The sequence below is a fragment of the Paeniglutamicibacter sp. ZC-3 genome, assembly GCF_025847175.2.
GTDB lineage: Bacteria > Actinomycetota > Actinomycetes > Actinomycetales > Micrococcaceae > Paeniglutamicibacter > Paeniglutamicibacter sulfureus.
On the sequence record NZ_JAOYTG010000001.1, the window covers coordinates 151,972 to 164,147 of the forward strand.

The window sequence follows — 12,176 nt, forward strand, 5'->3', positions numbered from 1 at the left end:
AAGGTACAAAAAACCTAGATTTTTGCACCCTTAAGCACGACATGGCTCAGGAACTCGTGCACATGGGACATTTCCTGCGCGTTCACCGAGTGGAACATGTTGGTATAAAGCACCTTGGTGACGTGGACGTCACTAGTCGCCCAGGCATGGGTGTATTCGATCTTGTCCTGCGTGATGACTGGATCGGCCTGGTCCCTTCCCCAGAACACCGGCTTCCGCATTTCCTTGAGCTTCTCGTCCTGGAAGAAACCCGACCCCTCTTCCGGCACCGCAAAACCGGAAAGGCCGATGACCGTGGAGATCGCATCGGGTTGGTGCCGTAGCAGGGACGTGGCCACGGCCATGCCCATGGAGAATCCCAGTAGGCTCACCGATGAATGCTGCTTGCTGACCGGATCAAGCCAGGACCACAGGTCGGCAATGGAGTTCTTGACGGCATCAAACGAATAATCCAGGTCCTGCATCAGCGGGAACCAGGTGTATCCAGGACCCAAGGACTGCGGGGCCCGAACCGAGACAATGGTGAATTCCTCGGGCAACATGGGGGCCAACCCCATGAGGTCCTCTTCATTGGAGAGGTAGCCGTGCAAAAGCACCAGCAGCGGGGTGCCGGCGCGTTCGGATTCCGGACGGGACCAAATGACAGTGGGGTTCCAACTTGTTTCGCTCACCAGACCAGTCAAGCAGAAGAAAGCAGCATTCGGCGATCCACCAAGAAAGCTACGCTTAGGTAACTTACGTATTCTTTGATAAGAAGATCTTCGTGAACAACGTGATTGAAACACCTTCCGCAGCTTCGACCCCACCGAGCACCGGAAGGCATCCGTGGAGTCGCTATGTCGCCCTGGGGGATTCCTTCACGGAAGGCGTTGGAGATGACGACCCCCGCAGCCCCGGGAACTACCGCGGCTGGGCCGACCGGGTTGCCGAACAGCTCAGCGAGGGTGTCAATGATTTTGCCTATGCCAACCTGGCCATTCGGGGACGACTCATCACCCAGATCTTTGACGAGCAGGCGGGGCCCGCACTGGAGCTGAAGCCGGACCTCATCAGCCTGTGCGCCGGCGGCAACGACGTGATTCGCCCGGGCGGCGACCCTGATGCCATCGCCGACAAGCTCGACGCGCTCATGCGCGTATTGGCCACCTCTAATGCCACGATCCTGCTTTTCACCGGACCCGATATCCGAGACACCCCCGTATTGGGCGGAATCCGGGGCAAGGTCGCCATCTACAACGAAAACGTACGCACGATCGCGGCCCGCTACGATGCGGTGGTGGCGGACATGTGGTCGCTGCGCGAGTTGCACCAACCGCGCATGTGGGCGGATGACCGATTGCATTTCTCGCCTCTGGGCCACCACACCATCGCGGCAATGGCCTTGGATGCACTGAACGTCCCGCACCAACTGAAACAGCTCGAACCGTCCGAGGCCGAGATCAAGAACTGGCGCGATGCCCGCCGCGACGACCTGATTTGGGCGCGCACGCACCTGGCGCCATGGGTACTGCGCCGCCTCCGCCACCAGTCCTCCGGTGACGGCGTCCTGCCGAAACGACCGCTCGCCACTCCCTTTACCGAGCAGCCGCCCAACTCGTCCCTCGGCAACGGTCCCGCGATCTGAGCCCCTCGGCGACAGGGTCCGCGTGTTGCCACGGCCATACCCTGCGAGATGAAAATTCGCAGGCGCGCCTGAAGTCCCTTACCGACCAGGATCCGCGCACAGCCTGACTTGCATCTCCCAACCGGACCATGCCCCTTGAGCTACCCGGCGTCGGCCTGAATGTCGGGTTCCCGGACGAAAACGCGCTCGCCCAGGGCATCGCCAAGTTGCTCGATGTCGGTGAGGAAGCCATCGTGGCCAATCGGCGAGGTGATGTACTGGACCTTGCAGGGATTCGGCAGCAACGCGGCAAGTCGCTCAGACTGCTCGGGCCAATACAGGCGGTCCGAATCCACGGCAGCCACCAGGACATTTACCTCTGCCAGTCGCGCAAGGGCGGCCTCGATGGACTCGTGGCCCCTGGCAATGTCATGGCTCATGAGGGCCTCGGTCAGCACCAAATAGCTGTTGGCGTCGAAGCGGCCCACCAACTTGCTTGCCTGGTGGTCCAGGTAGCTTTCCACCTGGTATCGACCGCGGTCAAGACCGGGACTTGAGACAGGCAGTTCGTCGCCCTGCGGCATCCGCCCGAACCGAACGTCGAGTTCCGTCGCTGTCCGGTAGGTGATGTGGGCAATCCGCCGGGCAATCCCCAACCCGGCCGACGGAATGAGCTCGTTGGCGTAGTAATCGCCGCCGGCGAACTCCGGGTCCAACTTGATGGCGGCGGTCTGCGCCTGTGCGAAGGCGATCTGCTCGGCCGAGGACTCGGCCGAAGCCGCCACCACCACGCAGTTCCTGACGCGTTCGGGGAATTCGACGGCCCACTCCAGGGCACGGGCACCGCCCATGGATCCACCCAGCACCGTGTGCCACGCAGCGATACCCAGCTCGTCGGCCAGGCGTGCCTCCAGCCGCACCGAATCCTTGATGGTCGTGAAGGGGAACCGTGATCCCCAGGGGACCCCGTCCGGGTCAAGGCTGGCCGGGCCGGTGCTGCCGGAGCAACCGCCGACCATGTTGGCTGCAACCACGAAATATTTATCGGTGTCCACCGTCTTGCCCGGTCCCACAAATCCGTCCCACCAGCCGGGTTCCGTCGAGGCTCCACGGGCGACATGGCTATCGCCTGTCAGTGCATGGGCGATGAGGACGGCGTTGGAGGCATCTGCATTCAACGTGCCCCAGGTCTCGTATCCCAGTACGATTTCCGGCAGCGTCGCACCGGTCTCGAACGTATAGGAACCGGTTTTCAGGTGCTGCAGGATGCCGTCGGGGGCGTAGTCCAACGCCGCTGCCGTTTCTGCGTCATAAAGGACCACGTTTGTCTCCACACTCACCGGGTACCCTGAAATTCAACATCGGCAGAGGTGGCCACTGATTCGAAGCCAACCTTCAGGTCGCCGATGATGTCGGCAATATTCTCAATGCCGACGCTCAAGCGGACAAGTCCCGGGGACACGCCTGCGGCAACCTGCTCCTCCTCGGTGAGTTGCGCGTGGGTCGTCGACGCCGGGTGGATAACCAGCGAACGCACGTCGCCCAGGTTGGCGACATGGGAGTGCAGCGTCAGCGCATCGCCAAAGCCCTGGCCCGCTTCGCTCCCGCCGGAAATCTCGAACGAAACAATGGCGCCAATGCCCTTGGGTCCATACTTGCGCCCGCGCTCGAACCACGCGCTGGATTCGATCCCCGCGTAGTGGACGCGCTGCACCTGTGGTTGTGTCTCCAGCCATTGTGCAACTTCCACGGCATTGGAGACGTGGCGCTCCATGCGCAGCGACAGCGTTTCCAGCCCCTGGGCAATCAGGAATGCATTGAACGGGGAAACTGCCGACCCGAGGTCGCGCAACAGTTGCACGCGTGCCTTGAGGACGTAGGCAAGGTTGGCGCCTAGTGCACCGTTGACGCCGAGGTCCCGGGCGAAGACCAGGCCGTTGTACGACTCGTCGGGGGTGTTGAAGCCGGGGAATTTCTGCGGGTCGGCGGCAAAGTCGAAATTGCCCGAGTCAACAATGACACCGGCGATTGCCGTTCCGTGTCCACCGAGGTACTTGGTGGCGGAATGGACCACGATGTCGGCTCCCCACTCGATCGGGCGGATCAGGAACGGCGTGGCCAAGGTGTTGTCAACGATCAGCGGCACACCTGCCTCATGCGCAATGGCGGAAACGGCTTCGATGTCCAGCACGTCCTGGCGCGGGTTGGAAACCACTTCGCCGAAGAACGCCTTGGTGTTGGGTTGGACGGCTGATCGCCAGCCTTCCAGGTCATCCGGGTCCGAAACAAAGGTGACTTCGATGCCCAGCTTGCGCAGCGAGTGCTTGAACAGGTTTTGGGTTCCGCCGTAGAGGCTCGGGCTGGCCACGATGTGGTCTCCGGCCTCGGCAAGGTTCAGGATCGAATAGGTGGTGGCAGCTTGTCCTGAGGCCAACAGCAGTGCGCCAACTCCACCTTCGAGGCTGGCAATCCGCTGCTCAACGGCGTCCTGCGTGGGATTTCCGATACGCGTGTAGATCGGCTCGAGCTCGGCCAGGGCAAAACGTGCAGCGGCGCTTTCGGCGCTCGGAAACACGAATGACGACGTCTGGTAGATGGGCAGTGCTCGTGCACCGGTTGCGGAGTCGGGCTCCTGTCCCACGTGGATCTGGCGGGTTTCAAAGGACCAGTTGTTAGACATATCTTCCCCTTCAAGGATTCTAGGGGGTATGCCCGAAGCCGACTCCGGCGGTGGCCGTGTCTTGGCTGGGGGCATTCCCGCGCTTGTCCCACGTCGTTTTGACGTGGGGCCTGGTCTTCACCCGGGGCACCCCACCGCGGCGGAGGGTTGCCGTTCAGCAAGCCGGGGCTTTCTGCTGAAACTCATGACCTTGTCAATAAGTCTGGCCCAGGGCTTCACATGTTCGCAACCACATCTCAAATTGTGACAAGTTGGCGGCAATCGCACTAGCCGCAGACGTTTAAAACGACCAACTGAAACGCAAGTTAGGTCAACCTAAGTCGAGAGCCAGATCACAAAGTGCCATGATGGGCACATGATGAGGCTCGACCATGTAACTTACGCTTGTGGACCCGACGGTCTAGCGGCAACTGCCGCTAGGATCGGCGCGGTTCTTGGACTCGAATCAGTAAAGGGCGGTGTGCATCCACGTTTTGGTACGCGCAATGTCATCTTCCCGCTGAAGAACAACCAGTACCTGGAAGTTGTCGAAGTACTCAACCACCCGTCGTCTGACAAGGCACCGTTTGGCCAGGCCGTTCGCGCCCGCTCCGAACTCGGAGGTGGCTGGATGGGGTGGTGCGTCGCTGTTGACGACTTGGCTCCTGCCGAGGCACGCCTGGGCCGCGGCTCGGTGCCGGGAAACCGGAAATTCCCCGATGGACGGGAACTGACCTGGCGCCAGATCGGCATCAACGGCCTGATTGCGGACCCGCAGGTTCCCTACATGCTTCGCTGGGATGAGGGCACCGAGGATCTGCACCCCTCGAAGGCACTGGATCCTGTGGGGAAAATTTCCTCAATCTGCATCGCCGGCTCCAGCGAACGGGTCGCCGACTGGCTCGGACAACCCGAGCAGTTGCCCGTTGGCGACGTTGTTGTCGATTGGCAAGCGCCGAACGGGACGCCGGGAATCCTTTCGGTAACGTTTGAAACTCCCACGGGTCCCATCACGCTGTAACAAAGCAGTCATGGGAAGCACTAGCAACGTGGGGGTGTCCGGAGGTGATCCGGACACCCCCACATTGATTAATTCCTTGTCTGCTCCGCCGACGGTTACGGCGCCACGCCAAGCGAGGCGCGAGGGATGCCGGTGGGCCCGATTTCCTCGAGACTATCGATCCGGCCGGAAACCGGCAGTCATCGGCGAAAAGTGATCAAACCGTGCTTTAGGATCCCAACCCGATTGCTGTACCCACCAGCGCATAACCGACGAATCCCGCAACGTCCAGGAACGCGTGGGCGATAACCAGCGGCATGACCCTGCCTTTCCTGGAATACACGTAGCCGAACACCACACCCATGGCGACGTTCCCGATGAACGGGCCAACGCCTTGGTACAGGTGGTAGCTGCCCCGAAGCACGGCACTGACGCAAATGATGTGCCATTTGCCCCAGCCCAGTCGCCCGAGGCGCTCAAAGAGGTACCCGACGACGATCACTTCTTCCAGGATGCCGTGGCGGATCGCGGAGAAGACCAGAATCGGGACAGTCCACCAATAATCGTCCAATGCTGCCGGCACGATGATCGTGGTCAAGCCGAGCGCACGGCCCACCGCATAGACGCCAAGGGTTCCGATGCCCATGACCAGGAACAACCCGATTCCCCACCCCAGGTCGCGTACCGGCCGCACCAGGTCAAAGCCAAGCCTGCCAAACGGATTTCCTCCGGGAATCCGCCAGAGCAGGTAGAACACCAGCATCACCGGCACCAGGGCAAAAAAGATGTCCAGCAGCTGGTAAGTCAGGTCGAAGTACTGGCGTTGGTTCAATGAGTTGTTCAGCGACGTCGTCTGTGAGCCCAGGGGCGCCCGAGTCATCTTGTCGATGAGGTTCACGATGGCGTAGATACCCGATCGGCCGAGGGACAAACCCAGAACAATAAGCAGCTCGATCTTCAGTCCACGGCGCGTAACGGCGTCAGTCATCGATCTCCCCAACACTTCGCCGAACCGGGTGTTTCCCGACGCTTCCAAACCCATGCGTTCGATCCTACGTGTTGATCCTGTGTACCCACACACCTGTTGACCTGCAAGGATGGTTGGTGTGACCCGAGAAGCGCTGCCCCACGAATACGAACTGGCCAACGCCCTTTTCCCGGGCCCGGATTGGAAGGCAGCACGAGTCGATGAGGGCGGACAATTCCACCTCGTGCTGGTGGCCCGCGACCAGGCGGTCATGCGTATGAGTCGCACCGCCGGGGCCGCCGCGGACATGCAACGACGGATGGACCTGGTTCAGGCGCTGTCGGGCACGTTCAGTTTCCAGTTGCCCACCGCCTTAAGCCAGGTGTGGCACGAAAAGGATTTCTCCGCCGTCATCCAGCGCTACGTCCCGGGTGCCGCGTACCCGCCACACACGGGTGATGTCGTGCGCCTGCGCTCGGTTCTCGAGGAACTCGCTGCCGTCGATGTGCGCCCGTTGGCCAACCTGCTGGCACCGCCGTTTTCCTATCGGGGGCCATGGACCGCGCAGAAGATCGACGCTACCTTGAAGGCCTTGCCCCCGGACCTCGTCGATGCCGCGCGGCGGGTGCTGGACACCATCCCTGCCTTTGAAACGGTTCCGGCGTCCCTGGTGCACGGGGACCTCGCCGGGCACAACATGCGCTGGCACGACGGCGAACTTCTCGGCGTCCTGGACTGGGACTTGGCCGCCGCCTGGGACCCTACATTGAACGCCGCATATCTGGCCTCATGGCACGGCGCGGACGTCCTTGATGCCATTGCCCCGAACCAGGAAGAGGCATGGCGGGCCCGCCTGTGGCTCGGAGCCATGGCTCTGGAGAGCGTCTTCGATGCGTCGCTGAATCCGAACCGGGACATCGGTGCGTTGATTGACAAGATCGGGCCGCGCCTCGTCGCAGCGGCAGCGGCAGCCGGCCACGGTTAGACGGCGTTCGGCCTCAGGTCACTGACATAGTCAGGGGCCATTCGCGGGAATGCGGCCCGATCAGGGATGCCGTCCATGTGGGCGTGCGGCCACGGGAAACGGGTCAGGGGTCTACTCGGCGGTGGGCCGTCGCCGCTGCCGTTTCGTTTCCGAGCGCTGGCCCTTCGCCGCCAGACGCCGCTGCTTCGAACCGCGGGTGGGCTTGGTCGCTCGTCGGCGGGCCGGTTCGGGGGCCAGGCCGGAGGCCACCAGTTCTGCGAGTTTGCGCAGGGCGGTATCACGATTGCGAAGCTGGGAGCGCTGCTCCGAGGCCGACACGGTGATCACCCCGTCAATGAGGCGACGCTCCAGGCGGGTGGCCAGCAACATCCGCTGGGTTTCGGTGAGCACCAACGAATCGGTGACGTTCCAGAAGAGTTCGACGCGGCTGTCGGAGGTGTTGACGTGTTGGCCGCCGGGCCCCGAGGAACGTGAGAACCGCCAGCCCAATTCCGCTGCGGGAATCGTGAGCGCGGGCGACACCAACAGATCCATGACTTAAGTGTTGCACGGTGTGACAACGGCCGATGCAACCAGCTCGGTGCCGCCCTCCGGTTCCTGCCACCGTGTCGCGCGTCCGGACACGAAAAAGGAGGCCGGGCTCCGAACCCAGGAATTCCTGGGTTCGCGCCCGGCCTCCCCGGCCTACGCGTTAGTTGGACAGTGCCGCGACGGCTGCGTCGTAGTTCGGCTCGGTGGTGATCTCGGGAACGACCTCGGTGTGCAGGACAGCGCCCTTCTCGTCCAGGACGACGATCGCGCGGGCCAGCAGGCCCTGCATCGGGCCGTCGCCCAGGGTGAGGCCGAATTCGGCGCCGAAATCGGAGCGGAAGGTCGAGGTCGGAACAACGTTTTCGATGCCCTCGGCACCGCAGAAGCGGCCCAGCGCGAACGGCAGGTCGGCCGAGGCGCAAACCACGGCGGTGTTCTCGAGTCCTGCGGCCAGTTCGTTGAACTTGCGGACCGAGGAAGCGCAGACGCCGGTGTCGATGGACGGGAAGATGTTCAGCACGACGCGCTTGCCGCGCAGCTCGGAGCTGGTCACGTTGCCGAGGTCGGCACCGGTGAGCGTGAAGTCAGGAGCGGTTTCGCCAACGGCGGGCAGTTCGCCAACGGTCTGGACAGGGGTACCTTTGAGTGCAGTAATAGCCATGCTCCTTGTTTATCACGAAGGTGCCTCCCATCACGAAGCGTTTCGCTAGAGGCGTCCCGCCGCCAACGTGCCCGCACGGAACACCGGACCGGTGAGGTTCATGCCCGGGCGGTAGGCCAGGTGCGCCACCGAGGGCGCGTTGAGCAACTGGATGTCCGCCCGCTTGCCCACCTCGAGGGAGCCCACCAGATCCTGTACACCCAGGGCCAGTGCTCCCCCGTAGGTTGCCGCGACAATGGCCTCTTCGATACCCAGGTGCATCTGCAATACCGCGGTGGCCACGCAAAACGCCATCGACGAGGTGTAGGAGGTCCCGGGGTTGCAGTTCGACGCCAGGGCGATCTGCACCCCGGCATCGAGCAGTTCGCGGCCCGGTGCCAGGGGCTGGCGGGTCGAGAGGTCGCAGGCCGGCAGGCAGGTCGCCACGGTTCCGGCCGTGCCGCTCCGGGAGCCGGCATCCCAATTTTTCCAGGATCCGGCGAGCGCCGTCACATCCGCTTCATCTAGGTAGTTCACGTGGTCCACGCTGGCGGCTCCGAACTCCACCGCCAGCTGCACCCCGGGGCCGGGGCCCAGCTGGTTGCCGTGGACGCGCAGCCCCAGGCCTGCATCCCGGGACGCTGTGAGGACCTGGCGTGACTGGGCCTCGTTGAAGGCCCCGCGCTCGCAAAAGACATCGGCGAACTGCACGTAGGGCCGCACCCGCTCCAGCATCTCGCCGCAGACCAGGTCCGTGTAGTCCTGCGCGTCCATGTCGGCGGGCACCAGGTGGGCGCCCAGGAACGTCACCTGGTCCACCACGGTGGAGGCGATCCGGGCGTGCCGGGCTTCCTCCTCGACGCCGAGTCCGTAGCCGGTCTTGGTCTCCAGGTAGGTGGTGCCCCCGGCCAGCGCCTCTGCCGCCCGGCCCAGCAGCAGCCGGGTGAGGTCATAGTCGCTGGCGGCCCGGGTGGCGGCGGTGGTCACGGCGATGCCGCCGGCCGCGTAGTCCTGCCCGGCCATGCGGGCGACGAACTCCTGGCTGCGGTCCCCCGCGAAGACCAGGTGCGTGTGCGAGTCGACCCAGCCCGGCAACGCGGCTCGGTGGCCGGCGTCGATGGTTTCGTCGGCCTCGGGTGCTTCGGCGGCTTCCCCGATCCAGGCGATCCTTTCGTCTTCAATGAGGATTGCAGCGTCCTTGATGACGGTCTGGGTGGCGTCCGCGGTGAAGATCTCGGACAGGTTGGTGATCAGCGTGGTGCTCATGAAAACTCCGGGTAGGTCTCGAAGAAGGCGGCGTAGAGTTCGGCGGGGTCGCCGAGTCGGGTGTGGATGCCGTTGCCGGCGACCAGTTCCCCGTTGATGTGTACCTCGGCGACGTCGGCGGCCGTGGCGGTGAGCGGAAGCTGGCCGGTGCGCGATCCGGCGGTGCGGACCGAGTCGGTGGCCACGACCAGGTGGTCGTCGTTCTCCGGAAGGCCCAGCGAACGCAATCCTCCTTCCCGTGCGGCGGCGGCAATCTCCGCGGGAGAGAACCTCCCGCGCTCTCCACTGCGCAGCCGCTCCCCGTGTTCGAGGGCGCGCTGTTCCAGGTAGGGATCGAGCACCGCGTGCTGGTCGCTGCCCAGGGCGATGTGGGCGCCCGCATCGGCGAGCTCGCGGGCAGGGCCGATGCCGTCCCCCAGATCCGCCTCGGTGGTGGGGCACATGACGATGTTTGCCATTCCCCAACCGAGCGCCTCGATGTCCGCCTCGCCCAAGTGGGTTGCGTGCACTGCGGAGAGCCGTGGCTTGATCAGCCCTGTTTTTTCAAGCAACCCGGTGGGGCTGAGCCCGTAGGCGGCCTGGCAGGCTTGGTTCTCCGCGGGCTGTTCGGACAGGTGGATGTGCAGTGGTTCTTCGCGGTCCAGATGGTGGCGAATGTATTCGAGGTCATCCGGTGCCACTGCCCGCACCGAGTGGATCGCCGCACCCAGGGTGAGCAGCCCGGTGCCCGCATCAAGGTCCTTCAATGCGGTGCCCAGGCGCCCGTGGCGTTCGAGCCACCCGGCGGCGGTCCCGTCGCTGAAGCGCTGCTGGGTCTCATCGAGTTCCAGTACGGATCCGTCGGGCCCCAGGCCCCCTTGCAGGTAGCAGGTGTCGAGCAGCACCAGGCGGATGCCCGCGGCCAGGGCTGCCCTCCCCAGTGCGAGTTCCATGGCGTGCGGCTCGGAGTCCGGGCCGGCCGCACCGTAGGGTGTCCCGTCGTTGCGGTGGTGCAGGTAGTGGAATTCCCCCACGGCGCTGTACCCGGCGCATGCCATCTCCGCGAAGACGGCGGTGGCAAGCTGCTGGTAGGCGGCCGGGGTCAGCGAGTGCGCGGAGGCGTACATGTGCTCGCGCCAGGTCCAGAAGGTACCCGCTCCCCCGTGTTCGCCCTCGTGCGTGCGGCCTCGCAGGATCCGGTGGAAGGCGTGGGAGTGCGCGTTCACCGGTGCCGGCACGCGCACGGTGTTCGATGGCAGGCTCACAGCAGGTCCTCCAGCACGTCGGCGAGCGCCGCGACGCCGGCAGCCGCGTCGTCGTGCTCCACGTATTCCTCCGGCGAGTGGCTGATGCCCGAGGGGTTGCGCACGTAGATCATTCCGGAGGGAACCTCGGCGGCGAGAACGCCGGCATCGTGTCCGGCCCCGGTGGGCAGCAGGGGCGCGTTGGGGATGAGCCGGTGCACGGATTTTTCCAGCGCACGGGTCAGCGCCGGGTCGAAGTTCACTGTCCCGGAGAGGGATTCCTCGGTGAGCGCCACCGAGCAGCCCTCGAAGGCGGCGATCTTCTGGGCCTGGCCGTGGATCTTTTCCACCAGCATCGCGGTGACCGCGTCATCGGGGTGGCGCACATCGAGCCAGAGGTCCACCCGCGAGGCAATCACGTTGGTGCCCCCGGGGACAGGTTCGAGCCGGCCCACGGTGGCCCGGGCATCGGCCTGGGCGCGCGCGAACTCGCGGACCTTCACCACCAGCTGCGCGGCGGCGACCATGGGGTCGGCGCGGTCCACCATCAGCGTGGTGCCGGCGTGGTTTCCCTGACCGGAGAAGCTCAACCGCCAGCGCCCGTGCCCCAGGATGGAGCTGCCGATGGCCACCGCCGGTCCGCGTCCGGCGGCGTCGGTGTGTTCCTCGGTGTTCAGCCCGCGCCCCTGCTCCACGTGCAGCTCGATGAAGTCACCGATGCTAGCCAGCGCCGCCTCGTCCCTGCCCATGCGTGCAGGGTCAAGGCCGTTGGAGGAGGCAACGTCGGCGAAGGTGTTCCCGTCGGCGTCGCGCAGGTTCAACGCCTTGGAGGGGTCGATGGCCCCGGTGAGCAGCCTCGAGCCCAGGCAGGCCACGCCGAAGCGCGAGCCCTCCTCTTCCGGGAAGACGGTCAGGGCCAGGGCCCGGTTCCGCTGCAGCGAGCCTTCGGACTCGCGCGCCGCCAGCACGTCGAAGGCGGCCAAGGCGCTGGCCACCCCGAGCGGGCCGTCAAACGCCCCGCCCCCGGGCACCGAGTCCAGGTGGGAGCCGGTGACCAGGGCGCCGCGGCGAGAGGCCTCGTCCTTGGGCGAGCCGGGCGTATCCCACCAGGCCCAGATGATGCCGTTGGCGTCGGTGGAAACCTCCAGGGACCGAGCTTTGGCCTCGGCCATGAACCATTCGCGCAGCGTGGTTTCCGCCGATGAATACACGGGGCGCGAGTAGCCCCCGCGGGTGTTGTCGCGACCGATGTCGTTGATGGCCGCCAGCAGCGAGTTGACGGTGTGGGTTTGCACGTTCATG

General features: G+C 64.6%; 12 protein-coding genes and 1 riboswitch. Of the genes, 3 read left to right on the forward strand and 9 right to left on the reverse strand.

Translation table 11 applies throughout. From position 1 onward, the window contains the following. Positions 1-14: 14 nt before the first annotated feature. The gene (locus OIU93_RS00700; protein ID WP_264268134.1) at positions 15-671 is read right to left on the reverse strand and encodes an alpha/beta hydrolase; all 657 of its coding nucleotides are present in this window, start codon (positions 669-671) and stop codon (positions 15-17) included. A gap of 92 nt (positions 672-763) precedes the next feature. Here OIU93_RS00700 and OIU93_RS00705 point away from each other — a divergent pair, with 92 nt between their 5' ends. Beyond that, positions 764-1,624 (forward strand): SGNH/GDSL hydrolase family protein, encoded by an 861-nt coding sequence (locus tag OIU93_RS00705; RefSeq protein ID WP_264268135.1) that lies wholly within the window; start codon positions 764-766, stop codon positions 1,622-1,624. A 140-nt stretch (positions 1,625-1,764) separates the two neighbouring features. On the opposite strand, the gene OIU93_RS00710 is transcribed toward OIU93_RS00705, so the two are convergent. After that, a complete protein-coding gene (locus tag OIU93_RS00710; protein ID WP_264268598.1) occupies positions 1,765-2,937 on the reverse strand; it encodes a homoserine O-acetyltransferase in 1,173 nt (390 codons plus the stop codon). Positions 2,938-2,939: 2 nt separating this feature from the next. Next, positions 2,940-4,283 carry a bifunctional o-acetylhomoserine/o-acetylserine sulfhydrylase gene (locus OIU93_RS00715; RefSeq protein WP_264268136.1) on the reverse strand — a complete coding sequence of 448 codons (1,344 nt, stop codon included), beginning with the start codon at positions 4,281-4,283 and terminating at the stop codon, positions 2,940-2,942. 74 nt (positions 4,284-4,357) lie between these two features. Then, positions 4,358-4,473, reverse strand: a riboswitch (SAM riboswitch). Positions 4,474-4,638: 165 nt separating this feature from the next. Between OIU93_RS00715 and OIU93_RS00720 the strand changes: the two genes are divergently transcribed. Then, the gene (locus tag OIU93_RS00720; RefSeq protein WP_264268137.1) at positions 4,639-5,283 is read left to right on the forward strand and encodes a VOC family protein; all 645 of its coding nucleotides are present in this window, start codon (positions 4,639-4,641) and stop codon (positions 5,281-5,283) included. Between the two features lie 208 nt (positions 5,284-5,491). Here the strand turns inward: OIU93_RS00720 and OIU93_RS00725 are convergent, their stop codons facing one another. Continuing rightward, positions 5,492-6,250: a CPBP family intramembrane glutamic endopeptidase gene (locus tag OIU93_RS00725; RefSeq protein ID WP_264268138.1), complete on the reverse strand. Its 759-nt coding sequence runs from the start codon at positions 6,248-6,250 to the stop codon at positions 5,492-5,494. A 118-nt stretch (positions 6,251-6,368) separates the two neighbouring features. Between OIU93_RS00725 and OIU93_RS00730 the strand changes: the two genes are divergently transcribed. Further along, positions 6,369-7,214: a phosphotransferase family protein gene (locus tag OIU93_RS00730; RefSeq protein WP_264268139.1), complete on the forward strand. Its 846-nt coding sequence runs from the start codon at positions 6,369-6,371 to the stop codon at positions 7,212-7,214. A 111-nt stretch (positions 7,215-7,325) separates the two neighbouring features. Here OIU93_RS00730 and arfB read toward each other — a convergent pair whose 3' ends face one another. The 5 genes from arfB to OIU93_RS00755 all read right to left on the reverse strand — a co-directional run bounded on the left by arfB (position 7,326) and on the right by OIU93_RS00755 (position 12,175). Then, complete coding sequence (gene arfB / locus OIU93_RS00735; RefSeq protein WP_264268140.1) at positions 7,326-7,748, reverse strand: alternative ribosome rescue aminoacyl-tRNA hydrolase ArfB; 423 nt, start codon at positions 7,746-7,748, stop codon at positions 7,326-7,328. A 157-nt stretch (positions 7,749-7,905) separates the two neighbouring features. Continuing rightward, the gene (gene tpx / locus OIU93_RS00740; RefSeq protein ID WP_264268141.1) at positions 7,906-8,406 is read right to left on the reverse strand and encodes a thiol peroxidase; all 501 of its coding nucleotides are present in this window, start codon (positions 8,404-8,406) and stop codon (positions 7,906-7,908) included. 45 nt (positions 8,407-8,451) lie between these two features. Beyond that, positions 8,452-9,651 (reverse strand): imidazolonepropionase, encoded by a 1,200-nt coding sequence (gene hutI, locus OIU93_RS00745; protein ID WP_264268142.1) that lies wholly within the window; start codon positions 9,649-9,651, stop codon positions 8,452-8,454. Beyond that, positions 9,648-10,895: a formimidoylglutamate deiminase gene (locus OIU93_RS00750; RefSeq protein WP_264268143.1), complete on the reverse strand. Its 1,248-nt coding sequence runs from the start codon at positions 10,893-10,895 to the stop codon at positions 9,648-9,650. Before OIU93_RS00750 ends, hutI begins: the two co-directional genes overlap by 4 nt. Then, positions 10,892-12,175, reverse strand: a complete 1,284-nt coding sequence (locus tag OIU93_RS00755) for an allantoate amidohydrolase (RefSeq protein WP_264268144.1) — start codon at positions 12,173-12,175, stop codon at positions 10,892-10,894. Before OIU93_RS00755 ends, OIU93_RS00750 begins: the two co-directional genes overlap by 4 nt. Between the last annotated feature and the right edge of the window lies 1 nt (position 12,176).

Excerpts from the sequence above, each read along its gene's own strand:
- OIU93_RS00720 (WP_264268137.1), top strand. The coding sequence starts at position 4,639 with ATGATGAGGCTCGACCATGTAACTTACGCTTGTGGACCCGACGGTCTA.
- OIU93_RS00715 (WP_264268136.1), bottom strand. The coding sequence starts at position 4,283 with ATGTCTAACAACTGGTCCTTTGAAACCCGCCAGATCCACGTGGGACAG.
- arfB (WP_264268140.1), bottom strand. The coding sequence starts at position 7,748 with ATGGATCTGTTGGTGTCGCCCGCGCTCACGATTCCCGCAGCGGAATTG.
- tpx (WP_264268141.1), bottom strand. The coding sequence starts at position 8,406 with ATGGCTATTACTGCACTCAAAGGTACCCCTGTCCAGACCGTTGGCGAA.
- OIU93_RS00755 (WP_264268144.1), bottom strand. The coding sequence starts at position 12,175 with ATGAACGTGCAAACCCACACCGTCAACTCGCTGCTGGCGGCCATCAAC.
- hutI (WP_264268142.1), bottom strand. The coding sequence starts at position 9,651 with ATGAGCACCACGCTGATCACCAACCTGTCCGAGATCTTCACCGCGGAC.
- OIU93_RS00725 (WP_264268138.1), bottom strand. The coding sequence starts at position 6,250 with ATGACTGACGCCGTTACGCGCCGTGGACTGAAGATCGAGCTGCTTATT.